The 24,935-nt window shown below is 70.2% G+C and carries 20 protein-coding genes and 1 tRNA gene; 15 read left to right on the forward strand and 6 right to left on the reverse strand.

Translation table 11 applies throughout. From position 1 onward, the window contains the following. The first annotated feature begins 192 nt into the window (after positions 1-192). Entirely contained in the window at positions 193-2,262 is a 2,070-nt protein-coding gene (locus ACZ3HQ_RS13355; RefSeq protein WP_467510340.1) for a hypothetical protein, read from the forward strand. A gap of 5 nt (positions 2,263-2,267) precedes the next feature. On the opposite strand, the gene ACZ3HQ_RS13360 is transcribed toward ACZ3HQ_RS13355, so the two are convergent. Beyond that, positions 2,268-2,942, reverse strand: a complete 675-nt coding sequence (locus ACZ3HQ_RS13360; protein ID WP_467510342.1) for a TetR/AcrR family transcriptional regulator — start codon at positions 2,940-2,942, stop codon at positions 2,268-2,270. A 210-nt stretch (positions 2,943-3,152) separates the two neighbouring features. Beyond that, positions 3,153-6,911, reverse strand: coding sequence for a type I polyketide synthase (locus ACZ3HQ_RS13365; RefSeq protein ID WP_467510344.1), 3,759 nt, complete (start codon positions 6,909-6,911; stop codon positions 3,153-3,155). A gap of 311 nt (positions 6,912-7,222) precedes the next feature. Between ACZ3HQ_RS13365 and ACZ3HQ_RS13370 the strand changes: the two genes are divergently transcribed. The 7 genes from ACZ3HQ_RS13370 (at position 7,223) to ACZ3HQ_RS13400 (ending at position 15,935) form a co-directional block, all read left to right on the forward strand. Then, on the forward strand, positions 7,223-8,215 hold the full coding sequence (locus ACZ3HQ_RS13370) for an aldo/keto reductase (RefSeq protein ID WP_467510346.1): 993 nt from the start codon (positions 7,223-7,225) through the stop codon (positions 8,213-8,215). A gap of 66 nt (positions 8,216-8,281) precedes the next feature. After that, the gene (locus tag ACZ3HQ_RS13375) at positions 8,282-9,946 is read left to right on the forward strand and encodes a GH3 family acyl-acid amido synthetase (protein ID WP_467510348.1); all 1,665 of its coding nucleotides are present in this window, start codon (positions 8,282-8,284) and stop codon (positions 9,944-9,946) included. Between the two features lie 16 nt (positions 9,947-9,962). Beyond that, positions 9,963-10,844 (forward strand): alpha/beta hydrolase, encoded by an 882-nt coding sequence (locus ACZ3HQ_RS13380; protein WP_467510350.1) that lies wholly within the window; start codon positions 9,963-9,965, stop codon positions 10,842-10,844. Next, a complete protein-coding gene (locus tag ACZ3HQ_RS13385) occupies positions 10,837-12,024 on the forward strand; it encodes an enolase C-terminal domain-like protein (protein WP_467510352.1) in 1,188 nt (395 codons plus the stop codon). Before ACZ3HQ_RS13380 ends, ACZ3HQ_RS13385 begins: the two co-directional genes overlap by 8 nt. A gap of 19 nt (positions 12,025-12,043) precedes the next feature. Next, positions 12,044-13,786 (forward strand): thiamine pyrophosphate-binding protein, encoded by a 1,743-nt coding sequence (locus tag ACZ3HQ_RS13390; RefSeq protein ID WP_467510354.1) that lies wholly within the window; start codon positions 12,044-12,046, stop codon positions 13,784-13,786. Between the two features lie 62 nt (positions 13,787-13,848). Further along, the gene (locus tag ACZ3HQ_RS13395; RefSeq protein WP_467510356.1) at positions 13,849-14,709 is read left to right on the forward strand and encodes an FAH family protein; all 861 of its coding nucleotides are present in this window, start codon (positions 13,849-13,851) and stop codon (positions 14,707-14,709) included. Beyond that, positions 14,706-15,935, forward strand: coding sequence for a phthiocerol/phthiodiolone dimycocerosyl transferase family protein (locus ACZ3HQ_RS13400; RefSeq protein ID WP_467510358.1), 1,230 nt, complete (start codon positions 14,706-14,708; stop codon positions 15,933-15,935). The genes ACZ3HQ_RS13395 and ACZ3HQ_RS13400 overlap by 4 nt, the downstream gene beginning before the upstream one ends. Here the strand turns inward: ACZ3HQ_RS13400 and ACZ3HQ_RS13405 are convergent. Then, positions 15,920-16,273 (reverse strand): ArsR/SmtB family transcription factor, encoded by a 354-nt coding sequence (locus tag ACZ3HQ_RS13405; protein WP_467510360.1) that lies wholly within the window; start codon positions 16,271-16,273, stop codon positions 15,920-15,922. The two genes, ACZ3HQ_RS13400 and ACZ3HQ_RS13405, sit on opposite strands and share 16 nt — an antisense overlap. 194 nt (positions 16,274-16,467) lie before the next feature. Between ACZ3HQ_RS13405 and ACZ3HQ_RS13410 the strand changes: the two genes are divergently transcribed. From ACZ3HQ_RS13410 to ACZ3HQ_RS13420, 3 genes are read left to right on the forward strand one after another with little or no spacing between them, the layout of a single operon-like run. Beyond that, positions 16,468-17,895 (forward strand): MFS transporter, encoded by a 1,428-nt coding sequence (locus ACZ3HQ_RS13410; RefSeq protein WP_467510362.1) that lies wholly within the window; start codon positions 16,468-16,470, stop codon positions 17,893-17,895. A 15-nt stretch (positions 17,896-17,910) separates the two neighbouring features. Continuing rightward, on the forward strand, positions 17,911-18,309 hold the full coding sequence (locus tag ACZ3HQ_RS13415) for a 5-carboxymethyl-2-hydroxymuconate Delta-isomerase (protein WP_467510364.1): 399 nt from the start codon (positions 17,911-17,913) through the stop codon (positions 18,307-18,309). After that, positions 18,306-19,022, forward strand: coding sequence for an SDR family oxidoreductase (locus ACZ3HQ_RS13420; protein ID WP_467510365.1), 717 nt, complete (start codon positions 18,306-18,308; stop codon positions 19,020-19,022). The genes ACZ3HQ_RS13415 and ACZ3HQ_RS13420 overlap by 4 nt, the downstream gene beginning before the upstream one ends. A gap of 178 nt (positions 19,023-19,200) precedes the next feature. On the opposite strand, the gene ACZ3HQ_RS13425 is transcribed toward ACZ3HQ_RS13420, so the two are convergent. Together ACZ3HQ_RS13425 and ACZ3HQ_RS13430 are read right to left on the reverse strand one after the other, a co-directional pair. Further along, complete coding sequence (locus ACZ3HQ_RS13425) at positions 19,201-19,869, reverse strand: YdcF family protein (RefSeq protein WP_467510367.1); 669 nt, start codon at positions 19,867-19,869, stop codon at positions 19,201-19,203. A gap of 13 nt (positions 19,870-19,882) precedes the next feature. Then, a complete protein-coding gene (locus ACZ3HQ_RS13430; RefSeq protein ID WP_467510369.1) occupies positions 19,883-20,983 on the reverse strand; it encodes a helix-turn-helix domain-containing protein in 1,101 nt (366 codons plus the stop codon). A 119-nt stretch (positions 20,984-21,102) separates the two neighbouring features. Here ACZ3HQ_RS13430 and ACZ3HQ_RS13435 point away from each other — a divergent pair, with 119 nt between their 5' ends. The 4 genes from ACZ3HQ_RS13435 (at position 21,103) to ACZ3HQ_RS13450 (ending at position 24,100) form a co-directional block, all read left to right on the forward strand. Then, positions 21,103-21,519, forward strand: a complete 417-nt coding sequence (locus tag ACZ3HQ_RS13435) for an ATP-binding protein (RefSeq protein ID WP_467510371.1) — start codon at positions 21,103-21,105, stop codon at positions 21,517-21,519. Then, on the forward strand, positions 21,516-21,692 hold the full coding sequence (locus tag ACZ3HQ_RS13440) for a hypothetical protein (RefSeq protein WP_467510373.1): 177 nt from the start codon (positions 21,516-21,518) through the stop codon (positions 21,690-21,692). The genes ACZ3HQ_RS13435 and ACZ3HQ_RS13440 overlap by 4 nt, the downstream gene beginning before the upstream one ends. Positions 21,693-21,790: 98 nt before the next feature. Beyond that, positions 21,791-21,853: transfer RNA gene (locus ACZ3HQ_RS13445), tRNA-Ser, on the forward strand. Positions 21,854-22,999: 1,146 nt separating this feature from the next. Then, complete coding sequence (locus ACZ3HQ_RS13450; RefSeq protein WP_467510375.1) at positions 23,000-24,100, forward strand: three-Cys-motif partner protein TcmP; 1,101 nt, start codon at positions 23,000-23,002, stop codon at positions 24,098-24,100. Between the two features lie 2 nt (positions 24,101-24,102). Here the strand turns inward: ACZ3HQ_RS13450 and ACZ3HQ_RS13455 are convergent, their stop codons facing one another. Then, positions 24,103-24,870: a DUF5131 family protein gene (locus tag ACZ3HQ_RS13455; protein WP_467510377.1), complete on the reverse strand. Its 768-nt coding sequence runs from the start codon at positions 24,868-24,870 to the stop codon at positions 24,103-24,105. Between the last annotated feature and the right edge of the window lie 65 nt (positions 24,871-24,935).

Below are 24,935 nucleotides of genomic sequence, written 5' to 3' on the forward strand. Positions count from 1 at the left end.
TGCCATGGTGCCTGGGCGGGCCGGATCACAGGTGCCGCGGCTCGGGGCGGCCGGGCGGATTCGAACGCCCGGGGGGCACGTGACCGGGGGTGGGGCCGGTCGTTGGCTGTTCGTGGGGCCGGGGCGGGCGCGGGTGGCCGGGGTCGTTCCGGTGCCGCGTGTCCCGTCGTGCGAACAGCAGGAGCTGCCACCGTGCCGCTTGCCGGACTCCTCCCGAGAATGTGGACCCGACTACCCGCGCTGTGCGCGATATGCACGCTGTTCACGCTGTTCGCCACGCAGTTGGCCGGCGCGCTGCTGCCGAACGCCCCGCTGCTCGTCGCCTCCGGCGCGGCCGGACTCGCCCTCGACGCCTGCCTGCTGCACCGGCACCCGGCCCTGCTGTCCCCGCTGAGCCGCATCCGACTGGACGTGACCGTACGGCAGTTGCTCCGGGACATGCTGATCGTGGTGGCGCTGCTGCGGATCGACGGGATCGATCCGGAGCGGGAGATGCCCCCGCTGCTCGGCGCGCTGAGCGCGTTCTACGTCCTGCACTTCGCCTGCCAGGCGGTCTCCCTGCTGGTCCGCCGCGCCCGGACCCTGCCGGTCGTGACCCGCAACATCGACGTCTCGGCGCTGAACCCGACCGCCGCTCCGCCGCGCATCCTGGCCCGCCGGGCCGGTCACCGCCTGCTCGCGTTCTCCGTCCCGGCGACCGTGGGCCTGCTGATCACCGCCCTTACCGCGCACGGCCGTTGGGGCGCGATCGGCCTCGCCGCCTCGCTCACCCTGATCGGCATGGGCGTCGTCCGCCTGGCCACCTGGCTGCTGCCGGAGAAGCGGGCCGCGAGCGACGAGCGGGTCATGGAGTGGCTGGACGGCTGGCTGGCCGAGTACCGCCCGACCGTGGCGATGTACTTCTCCGGCGGCGCCTCCTCCGCCTACCAGGCCAACATGTGGCTCTCCACGCTGGCCGGGCTGGAACGGCCGCTGATCGTGCTCCGCGAGCGGTTCATGGTGCAGAAGATCGACGCGACGGACGTACCCGTGCTCTGTCTGCCCAAGGTCAGCACGCTGTTCGCGCTGGAGGACTCGACGCTGAAGGCGATGCTGCACCCGGCCAACTCCGGCAAGACGTCACAGGTGTTACGCATCCCCGCCATCAAGCACGCGTTCGTCAACCACGGGGAGAGCGACAAGCTGTCCTCCTGCAACCCCTACGCCAAGGCGTACGACGAGGTGTGGGTGGCGGGCCCGGCCGCGCGGGAGCGGTACGCGCTCGCGGACGTCGGCGTGGAGGACAAGGACGTGGTGGAGGTCGGGCGCCCCCAACTGGCGTCCGTCCGCCCGTACTCGGGCCCGCCCGCCGGCGCGTACACCACCGTGCTGTATGCACCGACCTGGGAGGGCTGGGACGGCAATCCGGGCAACACCTCGGTCGTCCTCGCGGGCGAGCACATCGTCGCGCAGTTGCTCAACGACCCCCGCGTGCGTGTCCTTTACAAGCCGCACCCGATGACCGGCTCCGTGGACCCGCGTGCGGGTGCGGCCGACGAGCGCATCCGGGCACTGATCCACGAGGCCAACGCGAAGCGCTCCGGTGTCCGGCCCGGCCCGGAGGCGCAAGTCGAACTCCTGCGGCGCACGGTCGAGTTGGAGCACCTGACCTCGACCGCTTTTCGTGGCGCTGCGGACGAGTTGGAGCGGATGATGCTCCAGGGCACCCCGGACGGCGACCGCGAGGCCCGGATCGCGCGGGCCACTGCCGCCTGGGAGCGGGCGTACTGGGCGTCGTTCCCCGAGTGGGAGCACCGAATCGTGTCGGGCCCCCGCCCCGCGCTCTACGCCTGCTTCAACGCGGCCGACCTGCTGATCAGTGATGTGTCCAGCGTGGTCTCGGACTGGCTGAGCAGCGAGAAGCCGTACGCCGTGGCCAACACCTCGGGCCTCACCGAGGACGAGTTCCAGGCTGCCTTCCCCACGGTCTCGGCCGGCACCGTGCTCACCCCGGACGCGAGGGCCGTGCGGTACCTGCTGGACGCGGTGCGCGACCCGCGCCAGGACGGCCACGCGGCCGACCGCGCCAAGCTCAAGGAGCACCTGCTCGGCCCGGCCGACCCGCCCTCCCCCGAGCGATTCGCGGCGGCCGTACGGGAGTTGTGCGCCAGGTCCGACGACCGCCGGACCCGCGCCCACACCCGGCCGTCCCCGGCGATCCCTGCACCCCGCACGGCGGACGACGGGGCGTCGGTGCGCCGGGGGACGGAACCGGACGGGTAGGGGCGTCAGTTGACGGACGCGGCCTCGGCCGGGGTGGGACGGGCGGCCCCGCGCCGGGGGTAGGAGAGAACGCCGGTGAGCGAGATCCGCAGCAGGGCGCGCAGTTCGACGTGGAGCGGGATGCTGTCGTCGGTGCTCTGGCTCCACCGGTAGAGCAGCCCCAGGTAGGCGTCGCGCAGCATGTTGCCCGCCAGCACCGGGTCGATGTCGGGGGCGACCTCCCCCCGCGCCTGCCCGGCGAGGATGGCCCGCACGAAGACGTGCCCGGCGTACTCGGGTTCCTCCTGGAGCGGCTGGCCCGACCTGACCCAGGCGGCCAGCATGACCTGGGTCAGGTTGCGCTCGGCCTCGTTGAAGTCGGCCAGCGCGGACATGCAGCGCTCCAACTGGACGGTGGTGTCGTCCTCCTGGTGGGCGAGGGACTTGTCCATGTAGGTCCGCAGCTTGTCCTGACGCTGCTGGGCCCAGGTGGTGACGAGGTCCTCCTTGCGCTGGAAGTGGTTGAAGAAGGTGCCCCTCGCCACGTCCGCGCGCTCGGTGATCTGGTCGATCGTGGTCCGCTCGTACCCCTGCTCGGCGAACAGTTCCAGGGCGGAGGTGTACAGGCGGTCGTGAATGCGCTGCCTGCTGCGTTCCCGGCGTCCGGGAGGGCGGACCAGCTCGGTTTCCTCGGTCGTCATCGGCTCTCTCTAACTCTCGGCCCCGTTCGAGGCGTCTCCGTGACACCTCCCGCAATCCGGCGGCGGCATGACTGCCACCGCCTCACCAGGCCCGCGTCCACGGCGACGACGTTCTCTATACCGTAGTGCATCGATACATCAGGGTTCCAGAACGGCGTCGTGCGGCCGTTCCCCCGTCAAGGGGCGGCCGCACGTGAGCGGGTGGCGCTGTCAGACTCCTGCCCCGGCCAGCCCGGCCGCGATCGCCGCCGCGCTCTCGTCACCCAGGAGCCGGCTGGTGGGGATCTCCACCCCGAAGTCCTGCTTCAGAATGCGCCGGAGCTGAACCGCCATCAGTGAGTCCAGCCCCAGGTCACGCAGGGGGCGCCGGGGGTCGACCCGGTCGACGGTGGTGCCGAGGACCGTGGCGGTGTGGATGATGAGCCGGTCCGCCGCGGGGTGCGCCTCCGGACGTACGGGCGGCGCAGGGCGTACCGGCGGCGCGGCCCGCGGGACCTCCGCGACGCTCACCGGCGCGCCCCCCGAGCGAAGCAGGGCGACCCCCTCGAAGCCGGCCAGCACCCGGCCGTCGGCGCCCGTGAGGACGACGTCGCACCGCCCGCCCTCCGCGTCGGCGTCCGGCGTGAACCGGGCCGTGCTCCAGAACTCACCGGTGGGTTCGTCGGCCAGCAGGACCCGGTCGAAGGAGAGGGGCAGATAGGTGTCCCGGGCGGCGCCGCCGCCGTGCGGCCAGGAGGCCAGCATGGTCAGAAGGGCGGCCTCCAGGGCGCCCACCGCTCCGGTGTCCGCCGTCGGCAGGTGCAGCCGGGCCACCGCCTCGCCCTCGCGCCGCCACATCTGCCGTACGGCGCGCAGCGGCGGGGCGACGGAGTAGCCGCGGGCCTCGGCCCGGCGGTAGAACTCGGCGCCGGGCACGTACTCGGTGCACCGGGTCAGCGCCGTGTCGAGGGTGACGGCCGCCGACGCGTCCACCTCCGGCCGGGCGAGGGCGCTCCCGGTCACGCAGGACACCGGCTCGGCGGAGCCGTCGGTGAGCGCGGCCACCCTGAACTCGTAGGCGTTGTCCGCCCTTTGGTCCAGCCCGATCACCAGCGTCGTGGCGGCGGCCTCCGCGAGGGACGGCAGGGTCCCGCCGATTCGCACGTCCCGCAGTTCCACCGGGCCCGCGCCGACGAGGTCGCGCAGGGTCTCGGCGACCGCCTGGAGGTACAGCACGGGCGGGACGGGTGAGGCGCCGCGCGCCGTGACTCCCGCGCCCAGCGCGGCGACCCCGAGCCGGGACAGCCGGACCCGGCGTTCACCCGGGCCGGACGGCGGAGCGGGCTCGGGTGCGACGCGGTACTCCTCCGTGTCCCAGGCGTAGGAGGGCAGCGGTACGCGCGGGCCGTCGTCGCCGTACCGGCGCCGCCAGTCGACCGGGGCGCCGAGGGCGTAGGCGCGGCCGAGGGCGCGGGCGGTGGCCGTGGCCTCGCTCTGCTGCCGGACCAGCGTGGTCACGACGGTGGGCGGGGCGCCGGCGTCCAACTGGACGTCCTCGATCGCCCGGCCGAGCAGCGGATGCGGGCTGACCTCCACGAACACCGGCCCGCGCTCCCGGACGACCTGCCGTACGGCGTCCGCGAAGCGCACCGGCTGCCGCAGGTTGTCCGCCCAGTACCCGGCGTCCAGGGCGGCGCCGTCGACAGGGGCGGAGCGGACGGTGGAGAACATCGGGATGTCCGGCGCGGCGGGGGTGACCTCGGTGAGCTGGGTCAGCAGGTCCTCGCGGATCTCGTCCATGAGCGGGGAGTGGGAGGCGACGTTGACCTTGACCGTGCGGCACAGCACCTCGCGGCGCTCCAACTCCCGTGCGATGTCCGCGAGTACGCCGGGGTCACCGGCGAGGACGGTGGCGTTCGGGGAGTTCTCCACGGCGACGCACACCTTGTCGCCGTACGCCGTCACGAGGTCGTGGGCCTGAGCTGGGGAGAGTTCGGTGGCGAGCATCGCGCCGCGTCCGGCGAGGCGCTGCATCAGGTCGCTGCGGCGGCAGATGACGCGCGCGGCGTCCCGTACGGACAGCGCGCCCGCGACGCAGGCGGCGGCCACCTCGCCCATGCTGTGGCCCACGCAGACGTCGGGGTCGACGCCGAGGGCCCGCCAGTGGGCGGCGAGAGCGACCTCCATGGCCCACAGGACGGGCTGCACCAGCTCGACCGCGTCGGTGAGCTGGGCGTTCTCGTCCTGGAGCAGGTCGAGCATCGACCAGCCCGTCTCGGCGCGCACCGCCGCGTCGCACTCGGTCAGGGCGGCGCGGAACGCCTCGGACGTGCGCAGGAGTTCGCGTCCCATGCCGGGCCACTGCGAGCCCTGGCCGGGGAAGACGAAGGCGACCTCGCGGGGGCCGTCGAACCCGGCCTCGTGCAGTCCGCCGTCCGGCGTCGGGCGGCCCTCGGCCAGGGCGCGCAGTACGCCGGCCAGGGCGTCGTGGGTGTCGCCGACGGCCCAGAGGCGGAAGGGGTGGTGGTCGCGGCCGGTGGCGGCGGAGCGGCAGATGTCGTCGAGGGCGTGCCGGCGGCCGGCGCCCTCGGGGCCGAGGTACGCCGCGTGGCGCAGGGCCAGTCGGCGCAGCGCCTCGGGCGTGCGGGCGCTGAGCACGAGCAGGTGCGGGCCCGCTTCGGGGGCCGGTGCGGCGGGGCGCGGCTCGGGCACGAACTCACCGATCACCGCGTGGGCGTTGGTGCCCGAGATGCCGAAGGAGCTGACGCCGAGTACGGCCCGCTCCCCCTTGGGCCGCAGGGGGGTGTTGCGGTCGGCCACGGCCACGGGGGCGCCGGTGAGCCGGTCCTGCGGCGCGGTGAGGTGGAGCGAGGCGGGAATGGTGCGGTGCTCGGCGACGAGTACGGCCTTGATGAGCCCGGCGATCCCGGCGGCGGCCTCGGCATGGCCGATGTTGGTCTTCACGGACCCGACCGGAACGGGCGCACCGGAGTGCCCCTGGCCGTTCAGCACCTCGGCCAGCGCCCGCAGTTCGACCCCGTCCCCGACGGTGGTGCCGGTGCCGTGCGCCTCGACGTAGTCCACGTGGTCAACCCCGGCGCTGCGCCAGGCCGTACGGAGCATCGCGGCCTGGCCGGAGACGGCGGGCTGGAGCAACAGGCCGCTGCCGTCACCGTCGTTGGTGACCGCGCTGCCGAGCAGCAGCGCGCGGACCGGATCGCCGTCCGCGAGGGCGTCGGAGAGCCGCTTGAGGAGGACCACACCCACGCCCTCACTGCGCACGAACCCGTCGGCCGAGCTGTCGCCGAACTTGCAGCGGCCGTCCGGGGACAGCATCCGGCCCTGCGAGTAGGCGACCGCGTCGGTGGGTGACAGCACGGCGTTGACCCCGGCGGCCACGGCGAGGTCGCACTCGCCGGTGAGCAGGCTCTGCCGCGCGGTGTGCACGGCGACCAGGGAGGACGAGCAGGCGGTGTCGAGCACCAGGCTGGGTCCGCGCAGGTCGAAGGCGTAGGAGACCCGGCCGGAGGTGACGGCCCGCAGCCGGCCGCCCGCCATGGCCCGTACGTCGGCGGTGGCGGCCCGCCCGGCGGCGTCGGCGTACTCGGCGGTGGCCTGCCCGACGAACACCCCGCCCGCGCTCCCCCGGACCGAGGACGGCGGCACCCCGGCGTCCTCGAACGCCTCCCAGACGGTGTGCAGCAGCAGCCGTTGCTGCGGGTCCATGGTGCGGGCCTCACGGGGCGAGATGCCGAAGAAGGCGGCGTCGAAGTCGTGCAGCCCGGCCAGGAAACCGCCGTGCCGGGAGACCAGCCGGTCCGGTGTGCCGGGCTCGGGGGCGTACCAGGCGCCCACGTCGAACCGGTCCGCCGGGACCGGGGTCACCGCGTCGGTGTTGCCCTCCAGCAGGGCCCAGAACTCCTCGACCCCGGCCGCCCCCGGAAACCTGCACCCCATGCCGATGATCGCGATCGGTTCCCCAGTGGTCATCGCAACTCTCCTCCCCCAGTCGGTGGTTCAAATCTATACCGAAGAACAAACTTGTGCCGGGGTCTTCATCATGAAGTCGTCGTTACAGCGGCATCACATACCGGCCGCCACCTGCGATCCCCAACTTCCGCAGCTCACACGGGTTTACACATCGGTGACCCGCTCGGCGCACGACGTTCACCCGCCGTACGGCAGCGCGATCACTCGACCACAGTCAGCTATTGAACTCCAGTACATGCATGTGCTTCAGTTGCGTCGCCAGCCGCCGGGAGCGCCTGCCGGCGGGAGATCGCCAGGAGCGAGGAGAAGGCATGCTGAAGACGCGTGAGCTTGGCCGCCGGGGGCTGAAGGTCTCCGAACTGGGCCTGGGCTGCATGGGGATGAGCCAGTGGTACGGCACCCCGGACGACCGGGAGTCGGTGGCCACCATTCACCGGGCACTGGATCTCGGGTACACCCTGTTCGACACGGCCGAGGCGTACGGGCCGTACGACAACGAGGTACTGCTCGGCCAGGCGCTCGCCGGGCGCCGCGAACAGGCCGTGATCGCGACCAAGTTCGGCTTCCCGATGAAGCTCAAGGACGGCACGACCGCCGAGGCCGACAGCCGTCCGGAGCACATCGTCGAGGTGGTCGAGGCGTCCCTGAAACGCCTCGGCACCGACTACATCGACGTCCTCTACCAGCACCGCCTGGACCCGAAGGTGCCCATCGAGGACGTGGTCGGCGCCATGGCCGGCCTGGTGGAGCAGGGCAAGGTCCGCCACCTGGGTCTGTGCGAGGTGGGCGAGCGCACCATCCGCCGCGCCCACGCCGTGCACCCCCTCTCCGTGGTGCAGAGCGAGTACTCGGTGTGGGAGCGGAACCTGGAGGACGGGGTCCTGCCGGTGCTGCGCGAGCTGGGCATCGGCCTGGTCGGCTTCTGTCCGCTGGGCCGGGGCTTCCTCACCGGTGGCGTCCGGCGCGCCGAGGAGTACCCGGAGGACGACTTCCGCCACCACGACCCCCGCCTCCAGGGCGCCAACTACGACCAGAACACGGCGATCGCGCGGAAGATCAGCGAGGTGGCCGCGCGCCACGGCCTGACCCCGGCCCAGCTCGCCATCGCCTGGGTGCTGCACCAGGGCGACGACATCGTGCCGATCCCGGGCACCAAACGGCGCACCTATCTGGAGGAGAACACCCGTGCCGCCGAGGTCCGCCTCGACGCGGACACGCTGGCCGAGATCGAGGTCGCGGTGCGCGCCGACGCGGTCGCGGGACCCCGGTACAACGACCGGATGATGGCGTACATCGACCGCTGACCCTCCTGTCCGGCCCTGTGACCACTTCACCTCTTCAGGCTTCTTCAGGCTTCTTCAGGAGCGACTGTGGACATACCTCACTGGCAGAAACACTGGCAGGCCCGCCGGGACCCGTTCGCGCAGGAGTGCCGCCAGGCGCGGGACGCCCTGCTGACCGACCTCAAGCAGCCGGGTCTCGCCCAGCGCCGGGTGCTGGACGACGTCATCGACATGAGCGCGGGCTCGGTGCACTGGCGGGAGAAGGGCTACTCGGCCGTCGCCGACGACCCGGACCTCTTCCGCTCGCTGCTCCCCGTGATGCGCTACGACGACTTCGTGCCCGAGATCCAGCGGGAGACCCGGACCAAGGGCGGCACCCTGACCTGCAGCCCGGTGCTGCGCTGGCTGAAGACGAGCGGCACCACCGGGGTGCCCAAGCTGGTGCCGTACACCCTGCACTGGCTGCTCACGTACCGCATCCCGGCGATGAAGGCGATGTGGGGGACGTATCTGGAGTACCACCCGGAGCTGCTGGCCCATCCGTACGCGACGCTGGACACGCAGACCGTGCGCGAGGACGTATTCGACTTCGTGCACGGCATCGGCCACCAGGCGATCAGCAACCGGCATCCGCAGATCAACAGCCAGGACTGGAACCCGCCCTGGTACGAGTCCCCGTGGTTCGGGCCCGAGGTGCCGAGCGGGCACGAGGGCCGGATGTACCACCGCATCCGGCACCTGATCGGCAAGGACCTGCACTACATCTCGTCGATCAACCCGAGCACCCTGATCTCGCTGCGCGAGCTGCTGGCCCAGCACGGCGACCGGCTGGTACGGGACGTGCGGGACGGGACACTGGAGGGCCGCCCGTACACCGCGCCGGACGCGGAGGGCGCGCGCAGGCTCGAAAAGGTGCTGCTGGACCGGGACTTCAGCCTCAAGGACGTGTGGCCCTCGCTCACCCTCTACACCTGCTGGCTCTCCGCCTCGGCCGGGCTGTACGCGGCCAAGCTGGAGGCGGTGCTCCCCGGCGTGGCCCGGCTGCCGTTCATGAGCTGCGGCACCGAGGGGGTCACCACCATCCCGGTGGACGACTCGCTGCACAGCCAGCCGCTCGCGGTGGGGCAGGCGTTCTTCGAGTTCGTGCCGGCCGAGGTGCCGCTGGGCGACCTGGTGGCCGCCGGCGAGCGGGTGGAGACGCTGCTGTTCGACGAGGTCGAGCCGGGCCGCGACTACCACCTGATCATGACCCAGGGCAACGGCCTCTACCGGCTGTGGACCGGGGACGTGTACCACGTGGACCGGATCGTGGACGGCACGCCGTGGGTGCACTTCGTCCACCGGGACGGCATCTTCCACTCCTTCACCGGCGAGAAGATCACCGAGTCCCAGGTGACCGGCGCCATCCAGCGCGGTCTCGCCGCCCACGGGCTCGGCACCGGGCTGTTCATGTGCGGACCGCGCTGGGCGGAGCCGCCGTACTACATCGTCGTCGCGGAGGTCCCCGAGCCGTCCGCGGCGCTGGACGCGAAGCTGTCCGGGGCGGTGGACGCCGCGCTGCACGAGATCAACATCGAGTACGCGTCCAAGCGGGACAGCGGACGGCTCGGCGCGCTGGAGGTCGTCACGGTGCCCCACGACGCCATCGCCGCGTACGTCGAGAGCCGCCGCCAGCAGGGCAACGCCACCCAGTACAAGTACAAGCCGTTCCAGCGGGACGTCGACTTCGTCGCCGCGCTCACCCGACGCTGACCGAGGGGAACCGGACGTGATCGAGACCAAGAGGCCACCGCAGAACATCCGCCGTGAGATAGCCGGACTCCCGGTCGACGGCGCCGAGCTGGCCCTGCATCTGTGGCGCCCGCGCGGCCCGGTCAAGGGAGCGGTGTTCTACTTCCACGGGCTCCAGTCGCACGCCGGCTGGCTGTGGGAGGTCGGCCCGCAGTTCGCGGACAACGACATCGCCTTCTACGTGCTGGACCGCCGCGGCTCCGGCATCAGCGGCGGCGACCGCCAGGACCTCCCCGCCGCGGACACTGTGCTGCGGGACTACATCACCGCTGTGGAGCATGTGCGCGCCGCCATAGGCGACGAGGTGCCGCTCTCCCTGTTCGGCCACTGCCTGGGCGGCTCCTTCATGGCGGCGCTCATGCACCACCCGGACTTCACCACCCGCTACGACGCGGCGATCTTCTGCTCGGCCTGGCTGGGCAAGCTGCACGCCACCCTCGACGACGACCAACGGCAGGCCCTGGCGGCGGAGTCGGGGACCGAGCTGTGGGACGCGGGCCTGCGGTCGGAGGATTTCACGGACGAGGTCCGCCACCGGCACTTCATCGACAACGACGATCTCGCGGCCCGCGCCCTGACCCGGCGATCCCGAGGGGTCCTCCTTGCCCTGGAGTCGCTCTACATGCGCTCCGAGCGCCCGCTCCCGCCGGTCCCGGCGGCCTACGTCTCCGGGGTCGCCGACCCGATCGTGGACCTGGACGACGCCCGCGCCACCTTCCGCCGGATGACCGGCTCGCACGGCGCGCTGCTCCAGTTCGCCACCGACAAGCACTACCTCTTCTACACCGACGTCCGGGCCCGGCTGGTCGACTGGGCGTCCACCTTCACCCTGCTCCAAGGGCTGAACCGCGATGCCTGAACCGGCCGGCGCCACGCTGTACCGGGTCGAGCTGCCCATGGCGGTCGGCTTCGACCACCCGGCCAAGCGCCGCTCCGCCTCGGACAGCCTCATACTGCGGCTGACGGTGGACGGCGCGACCGGGCTCGGGGAGTGCGCGCCCCGCGCCTATGTCACCGGCGAGACCAGTGACTCGGTGACGGCGGCGCTGCGGGAGGTGCCGCTGGACGCGGTGTTCGCCCGGCTGCGGTCGGCCGAGCCCTCCGTACTGCTGGCCGAGTTGCTGCGGTCGGGGGTCGCCGGCACGTTCGGCCTGCGGGGCGGGGGCAACCTGCTCTGTCTGCTGGAGACGGCGCTGCTCGACCTGCTGGGACGCCAACTGGGTTCACAGGCGTCTGAGTTGGTGCCGGGCTCGCGCATACCCGCTCCCCCGTCTCTCCCCGTGTCCCAAGTCCTCGATCTCAGTCTCGACGTGGACGAGTTCCTGGACACGCGGGGCCCGTTCCACTTCGTCAAGATCAAGGCGGCCGACGACATCCGGCGCGACGTCCGCACGGTGACCGCGATCCGCGCCCGGCTGGGCGATCTGGTGCCGGTCATGGTGGACGCCAATATGAGCTGGTCGCCGGAGGAGGCTCCGGGCCACATGGAGGCGCTGCACACTGCCGGGGCCGACTGGGTGGAGGAGCCGTTGGCCAAGGGCTCCTGGTCCGAACTCGCCCGGCTGCGCGGCGGTACCGGCCCGCGCGTGATGCTGGACGAGTCGGTGTGCACCCCCGAGGACGCCGGGCGGGCGATCGCGGCCGGGGCGTGCGACGCCTTCAACGTCCGCGTGTCCAAGAACGGCGGCCCGGTGACCGCGGCCCGGCTGATCGGCCTCGCCCGGCGCGCGGGGCTGGCGTTCCAGGTCGGGGTGCAGGTGGCCGAGGTGGGGCCGCTGATCAACGCGGGCCGCGCACTGGCCTTCGCCCATCCGGACGCCCTCACCGTCGAGGCCGGCCAGTCCGACCTGTTCTTCCCCGAGATGGCCGTGGCGCCCCGCCCGGCCGTGGACCGGCGCACCAACACCATCGCCCCGCCGCCCGGCCCCGGCTTCGGCCTCGCCCTCACCGGCCTCGCCGCCCCCTGGGCGACGGCGCACCGCACCGAGGGCGACCCGGTCTGGCGCCCGGTCCCCGCCCGTCCCCATGCGCACGCATGAACCGTACGAAGGATCACGCATGACGACGTCCTACTTCTCCGACCTACTGGTGGAGTTCCTCAACCAGCAGGGCATCGACAAGGTCGCCTTCAACCCCGGCGCGTCCTTCCGCGGTGTCCACGACTCCCTGGTCCACGCATCCGAGGCGCCCGACATCGTGATGGCGTGCCACGAGGAGATCGCGGTGGCGCTGGCGCACGGCTACCACAAGGCGAGCGGCCGGCACATGGCCGTGTTCGTGCACGCCAACGTGGGCCTGCTGCACGCCTCGATGGCCATCTTCAACGCCTGGTGCGACCGGGTCCCGCTGTTCGTGCTCGGGGGCAACGGGCCCGTGGACGCGGGCAAGCGGCGGCCGTGGATCGACTGGATTCACACCTCGCAGAACATCGAGTCCGTCGTCAAGGACTATGTGAAGTGGTGCGACCAGCCCATCGGGCAGCGGGCCACCGTCGAGTCGCTGTACCGCGCCTTCAAGCTGATGAACACCCCTTTGCAGGCACCGGTGTTCGTGGCGCTCGACTTCGACGTCCAGGAACAGGAGCTGGCGGACGGGGTACGGCTGCTGCCCGCGGCCGCCACCGAGCCGACCCTGCTGCCCGCGCTCGGCGGCACCGAGCTGGATCACTTGGTGGGGCGCCTACGGGATGCCCAACTGCCGGTGCTGATCGTCGACTTCTCCGGCCGTGACCCGGAGACGGTCGCGCCGCTGGTCGCCCTCGCCGACGCGCTCGGCCTCGCCGTGGTGGACCGGGGCAACCGGATGAACTTCCCCAACACCCACCAGCTCAACGTCAGCAACACCGGTCTCCTGGACGCGGCCGACCTGGTGATCGCGCTGGAGGTGCAGGACCTCGTGGGCGCGCTCGGCGCCTTCCTCCCGCTGACCGACGAGGGGCTGCCGGCGAACGGCGCCGAGGTCGTCACCCTGGGCTTCAACGAGCTGCTCACCAGCAAGTGGGCGGCCGACTACCAGCAGTTCGTCCCGGTGAGCCTCGCCGTGGCGGCCGACACCGGGCAGTCGGTGGCCGCCCTGCGCGAGGTGGCCGAGGACCCCGAAGGGCCGTTCGCGGCGGCCGAGTTCACCGAGCGCCGGGAGGAGCGGGTCAAGGCTCTCTCCGCCCTGCACACCGAGGCGCGGACCGAGTGGGCCCGCCAGGCGGACGAGGCGCGGGGCCGGGAGCACATCCAGGTCTCGACGGCCGTCCAGGAGATCCACCGCGCGGTGCGGGACGAGGAGTGGGTGCTCACCAACACCGGCAGCCTCACCATCGACGGCTGGGTGAAGAAGCTCTGGCCGCTGGAGCGCCCCGGCAGCTATCTCGGCCTCAACGGCGGCGGCGGACTCGGGTACGGCCTGGGCGCCTCGGTCGGGGCGGCCCTCGCCCACCAGGGCGACGGCACGCTCTGCGTCGACCTCCAGGCGGACGGCGACTTCCTCTACACGCCGAGCGCGCTGTGGACGCTGGCCGCGTACGACGTACCGCTGCTGGTGATCGTCATGAACAACCGGCTCTACCTCAACTCCACCCAGCACGCCGAGCGCATCGCGGACAACCGCGACCGCGACACCGGCCGCGCGCACATCGCCACCAGCTTCTACGACCAGCCGGTCGACTTCGTCACCCTCGCCGAGTCCTACGGCGTGCACGCCCTGCCCCGCGTGGAGCGGATCGAGGCCGTGGAGCCCACGGTGCGGGAGGCCGTCGCCCACATCAAGGAGCACGGCAAGCCCGTCCTCGTCGAAATCCTCATGGACTGACCGTCCCGCCCCTTGTCCGAACCTGGCCCGTACGGGCCGTGACCTCTCAGGAGGGGTCCACCATGACGGTGGTCTTCGAATGCGTCCACGCGGGCGAGCGCCACTTCGGCCTCGGCCTGCCCGAGCCCGAGGCTCCGCTGCGCCTGTACCCGCTGGGCGGTGACACCCTGGCCGCCCTGGCGTCCGCCTCGGACGACACCACCGAGGCCCTGCTCGACCGGCTGACCCAGGGCCGCACCCCGGTCGAGGCGAACCGCGACGAGGTACGCCTGCTGCCCCCGCTGCTGCCCGCGCACCTGGGCGACGCCCTGGTCAGCGGCTTCATGATGACGCACAACGTGAAGGTGGACGCCGAGGTCCCCGACCAGCCCAACTGGTTCGTCAAGGGTCTCGGCGACGCCCTGAAGGTCCCCGGCGAGCCCCTCTCCGTACCCGCGGACGGCGTCCACGTCTGCGAGGAGGCCGAGGTCGTCCTGGTCTATGTCGGAGACAGCGAGGGTGTGCCGAGGTACGCGGGCTACACCTTCGGCAACGATCTCACCGACATAGGCCGCTTCAAGCAGCACGCCGGCCACCTGTCGTACGCCAAGCTGTGCGACGCCGGGGTGGCGCCCTGGCTGCACCTGGGCGAGCCGCCGCGCTCGGTCACCGGGGAGGCGACGATCGAGCGGGACGGCGCCCCGGCGTGGAAGGGCACCTTCACCACCGGCTCCGACGCCCTGCACTACGAGCTGCCGGCCCTGATGTCCCGCCTCTTCGCGTACCGCGCCCTGCACCACCCCGGCCGGGTGCACTACGTCTACCTCGGCGCCGACCGCAGCAGCTTCCACGGCGGCTTCCGCACGGCCGACGGCGACCGGGTCACCCTGGACTTCACCAGCCACGGCGTACGGCTGTCCCACCCGCTGGCGTGGTCGTCGTGAGCCTGGTCCGCGAACTCTCGGACGGGGAGGCGGCGTTCGCGTACACGCATGCGCTGATGGGCGGGACGACCCAGGTCACCACGCAGGTGACGGTGCGCGAGGACATTACACCGGCGCTGCTGCACAGGGCCGTTGAGCAGTGGGCCGGTGAACTCCCGCTGCTTGGGCTGCGCATCGAGGAGCACGCGGACACCCTGTGGTTCGCCCACGGCCCCGGCGTGCTGCCCGACCAGCTCCGTCACACCACGCTGACCTCACCGGACTCCCCCGACGACGTGCTGCGACGTGAGCTGAACGAGGTCCTGGAGACCGGCGGGCCCCTGTGGCGGCTGCACGCCGTCCGCGATCCACAGGCCGGTGCGACGCACCTGTACTTCACCCGCAACCACGCGATCTCCGACGGCCATTCGACGGGTGCGGTGATCCGGGCGCTGCTGGACACGCTGTTCCCTTCCTCGGAGCCCAGCCTGTACGACGTACGAAGGCTGCCGCCGGACGCGGACGGGTTGGTCTACCGGGCGCCGGCCGGCCGGGGCCTGGACCAACCCCCGTCGGAGCGCCTGCCGTTCACGGAGACCCGCCCGTGGTCGGAGCGCGGCGCGGACTTCGTACCGTGCACGCTCACCCGGCCGGAGAGCCTCGCTCTCAAGGCGTGGTGCAGGCAACAGGGCGTGACCGTCAACCAGTTCTTCGCCGCCGCGCTGGCCGAGTCCTACGCGGAGGTCACCGGCCGTGCCGAGGTGGGGCTGTTCACCGCGGTGTCCCTGCGACAGCGGTACGCGGGCCTTCCGGACGTCGGCTGCTTCATCAACGTACTGCGGGTGCCGATGCGACCGGGCCGGACCCAACTGACCGCCCTGGCACGGGAGTACAAGACGTCACTGACGGCAGCGGACGCGGCCTGGCGACCCCCCGTCCGCTCCCACGCCACGATCCGGCGTGGGGTCGAGGAGACGGCGGCCGCCACCTCGGCTCCGGGGATCTGCCTCACGAACGTGGGTGTGGTCGACCCGGCGCTCGGCCCGCACCTGGGCCGGGTCAGCGGCTACCGGACCATCGTCAACCGCACCGGCGCCAACTACGGCCTGGTCCTCCACCTGGGCACGCTGGACGGCACGTTCAGCCCGGCGCTCGCCTTCGGCACACCGGCCGTGGACCGTTCCCTGGCACTGGATGTGGCGAAGGGGCTGCACGACCGGGCCGTGCGCCCTCAGGGGGCGGCGTGACCGAGCACCAGGTCCAGCAGTCCGGGGAACCGGGCGTCGAACTCCGGCTTGCGCAACCGGTTGAGCCGCTTCGCCCCGGCGTCCCGCTGCTCCAGCAGCCCGGCCTCGCGCAGTACGGCGAAGTGGCGGCTCAGGGTGGCCTTGGTGACCGGCACGTCGAAGCTGCCGCAGGACCGCTCCCAGTCCCCGGCGCCGGCCAACTCCCGCACCAGGGTCTGGCGTACGGGGTCGGCGAGGGCGAGCAGGGCCGTCTCCAGCGCGACCTCCTCCGGGGCCGTGTGGACCGGCGGGGTGCGGTGGCTCGCCGCGTCCTGCTGCCGAGGGGTCTGTGCCGCCATGGCTGATCGCTCCGTCCCGTCTCACTCGATCCGTACACACCGGCCGCGTACGGATTGCAGAGTGTTCGATGATCTGCGTACACTCTGACTGTTCGCTCCTCGGCGAACAGTCTACCGGAGCCGGTGGCGTACCGCCCTGCTCCCGCACTCGACCCTCCCCTACGCCCGCCACGGCACGCATGGAAGGAAGACCCGTGCCCCAGACCTCCCCGCACAAGGCCCGGCCAGGACTCACCCTGTTCGCCGCGTGCCTCGGCTTCGTCGTCGTCATCCTCGACGTCAGTGTCGTGAACGTCGCCACCAAGGCCCTCGGCGCCGAGTTCGGCGGCAGCCTCTCCGGCCTGGAGTGGGTGATCAATGGCTACACCCTCACCTTCGCGGCCTTCCTGCTGACGGCCGGCGCCATGGGTGACCGCTACGACCCCAAGCAGATCTTCATCTGGGGCTTCGCGCTCTTCGCCGTGACCTCGCTGATCTGCGGCGCCGCCCCCACGCTCGTCGCACTGATCGCCGCCCGGGTCCTCCAGGGCGTGGGCGCGGCGATGATCGTCCCGTCGTCCCTGTCGATCGTGAACACCAACTTCCCCGACCCCCACGAGCGCACCCGCGCGGTGAGCCTGTGGGCGGCGGCGGGCGGTCTCGCGCTGGCCCTCGGCCCGGTCGTCGGCGGTCTGCTGGTGGACGCGCTGGGCTGGCGCTCGATCTTCTTCGTCAACGTCCCGATCGCCGCGCTCGGCATCATCCTCGTCCGGGCCTACGCCCGTCCCGCGCCCGCCCGTGACGCCTCCGTGGCCCGCTCGCTCGACCTGCCGGGCCAGTTGCTCGCGGTCGTCGGCCTGGGCGCGCTGACCGGCGCGATCGTGGAGGCCAACGCCCAGGGCTGGACCTCGGCCACCGTGCTGACCTGCCTGGTCGTCTTCGTACTCGCCCTGGCCGGCTTCCTCGCCGCCGAGCGCCGTACCCACGACCCGATGCTGCCGCTGCACCTGTTCCGCCGGCACGCGTTCTCCGCCACCTCGCTCATCGGCGTCCTGCTCAACTTCGCCTTCTACGGCCTGATCTTCGTCTTCAGCCTGTTCTTCCAGCAGGTCTGGGACTACTCGCCGATCACCGCGGGCCTGGCGTTCCTGCCGATGACGGCCGCCATCATGGCCGCCAACCTCTCCTGCGGCCCGCTGGTCAAGAAGTACGGCGCCCGTTCGGTGCTGATCACCGGCAATACCCTGGCCGCCGTCGGCTATCTGGCGACGATCCCGGTGGTCGGCTCGGACGCCTACGTGCGGATGGCCGTGCAGTTCGTGGTCGCCGGGTTCGGCATCGGGCTGGTGGTGCCGTCCATGACCAACGCCATGCTCGGCTCGGTGGACCCCGCCAACGCGGGCATCGCCTCCGGAGTCCTCAACGCCTCGCGCCAGTTGGGCGGGCTGATCGGGGTGGCCGTGATGGGGCTGCTCGTGGGGCAGGCGTCCTCGGGGCACTTCCTGACCGGGCTGCGGGCGTCGCTGATCGCGGCGGTGGTCGCGCTGGCGGTGAGCGCGGGGCTGAGCACGTTCGGCCCGCGCAAGCCCCGGCCGGTGCCGGTGCCGGCCTCGGAGGACCTTCAGCCGGCCGAGGCCCACTGACTCGTTGGGAGCGACATGCCTCACCTCGTACTCGAATACTCCGGCAACGTCCGCGACGACCTCGATCCGGCGGCCGTCTTCGGCAAGCTCCACAACTCCCTCGCGGAGGCGGGCGGTTTCCGCCTCCAGGACTTCAAGAGCCGCGCGGTCCGCATGGACGGGTTCTTCATCGGGGACGGCGGCTACGAGCAGTCCTTCGTGAACCTCGACATCAGGACGTTCGCGGGCAAGTCGGAGGAGGCGCGGGCGGCCATCAGCGAGGCGGCCCTCGCGGTACTGACCGAGTTCTTCCCGGCCACGCTGGACGAGACGGCCTGCGACATCTCCGTGCAGGTGACCGAGCTGGACCGCGCGAGCTTCGCCCGCACGCGGTCCGGCGACCAGACCAACCCCCAGGAGCGGAAACAGTCATGAGCGCATACGCGGACCAGCGCGTCCTTGTCGTCGGCGGCACCTCGGGGGTCGGCCTGGCGTCCGCCCGCGAGTTCGCGGCCCAGGGCGCGGACACGGTCATCGTCTCCCGCAACCCCCAGCGGATCGACGAGGCGGTGACGGCCCTGTCCGGGCTCGCCGGCCCGGTCACCGGCCAGACCCTCGACATCCGCTCCGACGACGAGGTCGCCAAGTTCGCCGCCACGGCGGGTTCCTTCGACCACGTCGTGGTCACGGCGGGCGAGACCCCGATGGGCCGCGTCGACACGCTGCCCCTGTCGGAGGCGTACGCGGCGATGGACAGCAAGTTCTGGGGCGCCTACCGCATCGCCCGCGCGCTCCGCCCCACCCGCTCCCTCACCCTCGTCTCCGGCTACCTCTCCCAACGCCCCGGCCGCGCGTCCGCCCTCCAGAGCGCGATCAACGCAGCGCTGGAGGCGCTGGTGCGGGGGCTGGCCCTGGAGATGGCTCCACTGCGGGTGAACGCGGTGTCGCCGGGGCTGCTCCGTACTCCGCTGTGGGACGGGCTCGATGCCGCGGCTCGGGACACGATGTACTCCGCCGCCGTGCAGCGGCTCCCGCTGGGGCGGGTCGGCGAGGCGTCGGATGTGGCGGAGGCGGTGCTGTTCGTGGCGGGGAACGGGTATGCGACGGGGACGACGGTGTTTGTGGATGGTGGGGGGATGATCGCCTGAGGCGGGGGGCGCGGGGTCGCCATGTTGGGGGGCAGCCGGGCTCTTCATCGGGCGAGCAGCAATCGCGTTCCGTGCCGACCGAAGTCCGCGACGCTCGCACGAGAGGCGGTCTACTGGGGCAAGCGTGACGGATTCGAGTCGGGGGGGCCGGTGCTGTGGTCCGGTCAGCTCGGACAGGTCAGGGACCGATGAGGCGGCTGGTGAAACCGGCCCGGACGAGGGATTCGTAGGCGTCCCGCACGTCCTCCGGGACCTCCTGCTCGATGGCGAAGCCGAGCTTCGGGTACTCGATGATCCGCTGGAGGTCGCCGACGAGCATGTCCAGGACGAGCTTCTCGTTGCCGATGGACTTCAGGTAGTCGTCGAACTCCAGCGGCTCCGAGGCGCAGAGGAACTCGACGCCGGGCCACAGCTTGCGGGCGGTCGCGTATGACCGGCGTTCCATGTAGGGCTTGCAAATCAGCATCACCGTGGTCGGGGTGATACCGGCGGCGGCCAGAACCTCGCGGGAGAGGGTGATGTTCTGCCCGGTGTTGCCCGCGTGCGGTTCCAGCAGGATCGCCTCGGCGGGGACACCAAGACCGAGGGCGTGCTCACGGAAGTGGACGGCCTCGCCGCGCGGGAAGACCCCGACGGTGGTGGGGCTGTTGCCCCCGGTGAAGACCAGGGTGGGGAACAGCCCGGCGCGGTACAGCCCGGCGGCGTGGGTGGCGACGCCGAGGTCGTGACTGCCCAGGCCGATTGCCACGTCGGCGGGGCGCGGCTGGTGGTGCATCTGGTGGTAGTCCCAGATCCGCGCGGCCCGGTGCCACTGGTCCTCGGTGATGGTCTGCTGGTTGTCGCTCACGGCTCTCTCCCTGTCACCGTCGCAGAGGGCCGGCCGGCCCCTCGCTCATGGCCCTGACGCCCTCGATGCTGCGCAACTGGTGCACGAGCCCGTACCGCGCGGCCGTGGTGGTGGCCTGATCGAGGACGCGGAGCCCATCATCGCGGGTCGCGGTGTCCGAGAGCAGGATGTGACCGTGGGCAGTGTCCAGCCGGACGCGCTCCATCGGCGAGTCGGTGTTCCCACTGCCACGGGCGATGTCGATGAAGCGCAGAGCTTGGTCGAGGTCGCCGGCGCCACGGCGAGCCAGGGCGATCTTCTGGTGGGCAACCGACCAGTCGTCGGGCTCCGTGAGGTCCTCGAAGTCGCGGATCGCGGCCCGCATGACGCGGGTCGCGTAGTCGTGCCGGCCGTTCTTGCTCAGCGCCGTACCCACCCACAGGCGGGCCCTGGCGCGGTCGCGCCGGGAGAGCCGGTCGTCGACGGCGAGGGTTTCGTAATGGCGGGCGGCGGTCTCCAGCTTGCCGGACATCTCCGTGACCACGGCGAGGGAGAGGTCGAGCTGCGCGACCCGGCGCGGGATACCGAGCTGGACGAAGACCTCTCGAGCCCCGGCGTAGGAATGCTGTGCGGACAGCGGGCCGAGTAAGCAGCCCTGGTCGCGTTTCAAGTCACCGAGCAGCGCGGTCGAGCGGGCGAAGAGGTACAGGCCCTTGTCATCCAGTTCCCGGGCCTGGAAGCGAACCAGCCAACGGTTGAGCAGGCTGTCGGCGAAGGCAAACTTCTGACGGGAGAGCGCGACGCCGACGCGGTCCAGGTCCTCGGCCCACGACTCGTACTCCCAGAGCCGGGGGCCGGTACCGGCGGCGCGCGGGGCGAGCTGCCGCGCCGGACTGGCCATCTCGGACAGGAGCGTCTCGAAGCGCAGGTGGGCAGTGGCGTCCGCGCGTCCCAGGGCGGTGTCGAGCATGGCCTGGGTATCGGGTCTGGGGGCGGTTCCGGCGCGCTTGCTCTCCCACTTCGAGACGGTAGCGATGGCAACGCCGAGGTGCTCGGCGAAGGCCCGCACGCTCAGACGCAGGGCGAGACGGAGCGCCCTGGTCTCCAGGCCGGTCCAGTGGTGCACGGTCGCCACACGTCACTCCCTTCCACCACCATCGAAGCAGAACGGGTGCGGACGGCGGGACGAAAGTGGAACGGAAGTAGAACGGCCGGTGATTGGCCGCAAGGTCGGCGACCTCCATGCTCGGAACCATGTCGCAACCCACCACGCGGCCTCGTCCGACCGGGCACCCCGGTTACAGCGAGACGCTGCCGCGCGCCCCCGAAAGCGCCAGAACTGCCCGCCGATTGGTACACGCCGCCCTCTCCGCGTGGGGGCTGCACGATCTGGCGGACGACAGTCTCCTGATCGTCTCCGAGCTGGTCGCCAACGCCGTACGGCACGCCCGGCGGAACTCGATCCGCGTGATGGTGGAACGCCGCACACCGCGCACGGTCCGCGTTGCTGTGGCGGACTTCTCCCTTGACCGGCCCGAGCCAAGCCCACTGACGGCTGACGCGGAAGACGGACGCGGACTCTTCCTCGTGATGACGCTCGCCACGAACTGGGGCACGGACGAGCGGCGTTGGGGGAAGGTCGTGTGGGCGGAACTGGAAGGACACGGATGACCGACGAGACCCCCACCCGCAGCCTGGCCCGAGCCCACCTGTCCCAGTTGATCGACCTGTTCGGCACGGACGGATGCCTGCGGATCAGGACGGCGTCGGCCTACGACTGGGGCGGCTCGGCTTCGGATGTTGCCGTCGAGTGCGAGGAACCGGGTAACGACGAGCAGACCTAAGGGCTACTTGGACACTGACAGTTGAGGCTGCGCCCGCGAGCGCCGAGCGTCGAGGTTGAACGGGCGCAGCTCCGTCACGGACCGGTTAGGGACCGTACGCCCATCGACACAGCAGGCGCCTTCTAAGCGCTTGGCCGCAGGTTCGAGTCCTGCCGGGGGCGCGTCTTTGGGCCCTTCCTCCGGGAAGGGCTTTTTGCTGGTCAGGCGCCGTTTCAGCAGGCATGCCGAAGCCCCGTCCTCCTCCCTCACGATCATGGGAAGACTCCGGGGCCGTCCGGCTGTCACCGGCTTTTGGCGGGTGGCCGTGTCGAATACGTGTCGAAGTTTTCGGGGTGCCCGTCAGCCGACATCCGGCCGCTCGGGCAGATCTGCGGCAGCCTCCAGTCGCCGTTTGAGATCCGGGAGCTGTCCGTCCACGCACCGGGCGTAGGTGGCCAGAAGCACGGGCACGCTGTTGCCTGCCCAGTCGGCCACCTGTGCGGGCGGGATCCCGTCGTTGAGCCACTTGGTGAGGGGGTGTGGGCAGCTCGAGACGTGAGCAGGCAGTACCGCTCGGCGGGCTCAGCGGATGACAGAACCCGCCCCCAGGACACTCTCACTCATAGGACCCGCTGGCCCTGGAGCGAAGTCTCGTCCTCGATGTGATGCCGCAGGATGCCCGTGGGGACGGGATGTCCCAGAACGATGCGCGTCTTCCCCCCGGCACGACCTCTCGGATCGCTTACGTCTGAGGAAGGCAGCGAGCGCTTGCCCACGGCCCCCGCGGTCAGACTCATGGACGCCAACGGACCCCATGCACGGCTGCCACGACGGCAAGTACCTGATCCCGACGGGATAAGACTTTCTCTACTCCATCAAGGCGGCTCGCTCCGCTCGCCGCGCGCTCCCTGGCTCACCGCCGGGGCCTGACGCTCCTGCCTTCGGCCCGCTCTGGCCCCGGCTACGCCAGCCGCGCAGCTGGAGCGAGCACCTTGGTTGGGAGAAACCCGCTGTGGCTGGGGCGGTCGGCTCCACGGCTTTAGCCACCTCCCTGGTTCGGGTCCCGCGTCGAGCAAGACCAGGGGGCCACTCGTTCAAATTCCGGGCAGGATCACAGCCTGCCCGAGTTGCCGGCCAGCGTACGGCCCCCTGGTCATGCTCGACCCCAAACCGGGCAGGACACCGGCCAAACCCGCTCCGCCGACCCATATTCGAACATTCGGTCGAATTCACTACTCTCGCCGACCATTTTTGACATTTGACGTGCGTTTGGCTGCGGATCGGATCCATAATGCTGCCGAGCATGCCGACTGCGTCGAGGGGGACACGTGGCAGCACCGAGGACTACCGTTTGGCAGCTTGACCCGCACACCAAAGCCAAGCATGACCTCCTGAAGTCGTACCTAGGCGGTTGGTTTCCCGTCCTGTCTTCCTATAACGGCAGGATAGTTTTCCTAGATGGTTTTGCAGGTCCGGGGCGCTATCAATCCGGCGAGCCGGGATCCCCGCTCATCGCACTTGACACGCTGCTTTCTCACAGCTACTTCGACAAGATGAAATGCGAGTTTCTTTTCTTTTTCTGCGAGTCAAAGAAGGATCGGTTCGAGAGCCTCACTCAGCAAGTCGAAGGCTATAAAGAAGCGAACCAACCTTGGCCGAAGAACGTTAAGGTGCAGCTGGTCAACTCGGAGTTTTCCGAGACAGCGACCAATCTGATAGACCACCTTCGAAACCAGAAGCGTCGCCTTGCGCCGACGTTCGCTTTCGTCGACCCGTTCGGCTTCTCCGGACTCCCGATGAGCATCCTTGCAGAGCTGCTCTCATTCGACAGCTGCGAGCTGTTCGTGAACTACATGGTCGATCACGTTAACCGCTTCGCCACCGCAGGAAACGTAGATCACCATCTCGTCGACCTCTTCGGCACGAACGAATACAAGCAGGTAGGAAGCCTCCCACCCGGCGCAAGTCGTCAGCAATTCCTGCACGATCTTTACGAGCGCCAGCTCACAGACGTGTGCAATTTCCCGTACGTGCAGTCATTTGCCATGATCAACAAAACCGGACACATCGGCTACTACCTCTTTCACGGAACTCGCGGCATCAAAGGCGTCGAGTTGATGAAGGAGGCCATGTGGAAGGTCGACCCTGGAGGCGGCTTCAAGTTCTCGGACAGGTTGGCCGGCCAAGACGTGCTGTTCACCGACTCAGCCGTAGACACCGATCCACTGCGACGGGCACTCCTCGCTCAGTACAGCGGACGACGCGTCTCGATCACGGCTCTGGAACAGTTCACTTTGATCCACACGCCGTACAAGAAGACGCACCTGCGTAAGCCCGTCCTAACGCCGTTGGAGAGGGCAGGAGTCATCCAGGTTCAGCGACCAGGCCGAAGCGGCTTCCCCGACGGCACTTGGATCACGTTCCCCTGACCTCATACTCCAGCACGGGACTTGGCTTTCGGGTACTCGTCCCAGGTGCGCCCCTGGAGCAACCTACCTCCAGCCTTGGGAGTCGGTCCTCCCCATTGCTTAAAGAAGAAGGGGACGTCTGCTTCAGAGCACTGATCCCGCAAGGAAGTGACCCAACTTTCCTCAATGGGACGATGCCCCTTTCCCGATTCACCCCCGGCGATGACCCAGCCGATACCATCAAGATCAACCGTGCCGAGTTTTCCGATCAAGGGCTCGCACGAGAGGAAACGGACATACGCCGGAGTGCTCCTCAAATCGTCGATCCTCGTTTTGAATTCAGAAGCTTCGACGGTCACCCCCATCCAGACATTCTCAGGCCAGTCAATTCGATCAGCAACATTCCGCATTCTTCGGGACCGCTTTGTCAGAATCTGATACGTATGCTGCGGAGTTTCGCGCATCACATCAAAGATGTCCTTGATGTAGGAGACCGGCACCCTTGCATGGAAAAGGTCAGACATTGAATTAACGAAAACTACTCTCGGCGATTTCCATGTGTACGGAAGCCTCAATGAGTCTGGATGCATAGCAAGCCCGAAGCCTGGACCCGACGTCCGTGGATCTCCGTCGACCTGGTATTTCGGAGACCCCATCGCCTTCAGTCGCTTCGCTAGCACCAGGGCGTAGCAGTTGTCGCAACCTTTCGAGATGCGGTCACACCCTGTAGTGGGGTTCCATGTCGCCTCAGTCCACTCAATGGTGCTTCGATCTGCCATTTTGGGCTCCATCCCCTAGCGCCTTGGGCTCCGCCCATACTCCCTCATCTTCAACGCTTCTGGAGCGCTTGGGAAAC

This window comes from Streptomyces sp. NPDC018263 (assembly GCF_055562575.1).

Bases quoted from the DNA above. Each gene is read 5' to 3' on its own strand.
- ACZ3HQ_RS13360 (WP_467510342.1), bottom strand. From the start codon at position 2,942: ATGACGACCGAGGAAACCGAGCTGGTCCGCCCTCCCGGACGCCGGGAA.
- ACZ3HQ_RS13365 (WP_467510344.1), bottom strand. From the start codon at position 6,911: ATGACCACTGGGGAACCGATCGCGATCATCGGCATGGGGTGCAGGTTT.
- ACZ3HQ_RS13370 (WP_467510346.1), top strand. From the start codon at position 7,223: ATGCTGAAGACGCGTGAGCTTGGCCGCCGGGGGCTGAAGGTCTCCGAA.
- ACZ3HQ_RS13385 (WP_467510352.1), top strand. From the start codon at position 10,837: ATGCCTGAACCGGCCGGCGCCACGCTGTACCGGGTCGAGCTGCCCATG.
- ACZ3HQ_RS13390 (WP_467510354.1), top strand. From the start codon at position 12,044: ATGACGACGTCCTACTTCTCCGACCTACTGGTGGAGTTCCTCAACCAG.
- ACZ3HQ_RS13395 (WP_467510356.1), top strand. From the start codon at position 13,849: ATGACGGTGGTCTTCGAATGCGTCCACGCGGGCGAGCGCCACTTCGGC.
- ACZ3HQ_RS13405 (WP_467510360.1), bottom strand. From the start codon at position 16,273: ATGGCGGCACAGACCCCTCGGCAGCAGGACGCGGCGAGCCACCGCACC.
- ACZ3HQ_RS13415 (WP_467510364.1), top strand. From the start codon at position 17,911: ATGCCTCACCTCGTACTCGAATACTCCGGCAACGTCCGCGACGACCTC.
- ACZ3HQ_RS13420 (WP_467510365.1), top strand. From the start codon at position 18,306: ATGAGCGCATACGCGGACCAGCGCGTCCTTGTCGTCGGCGGCACCTCG.
- ACZ3HQ_RS13435 (WP_467510371.1), top strand. From the start codon at position 21,103: ATGTCGCAACCCACCACGCGGCCTCGTCCGACCGGGCACCCCGGTTAC.
- ACZ3HQ_RS13440 (WP_467510373.1), top strand. From the start codon at position 21,516: ATGACCGACGAGACCCCCACCCGCAGCCTGGCCCGAGCCCACCTGTCC.
- ACZ3HQ_RS13455 (WP_467510377.1), bottom strand. From the start codon at position 24,870: ATGGAGCCCAAAATGGCAGATCGAAGCACCATTGAGTGGACTGAGGCG.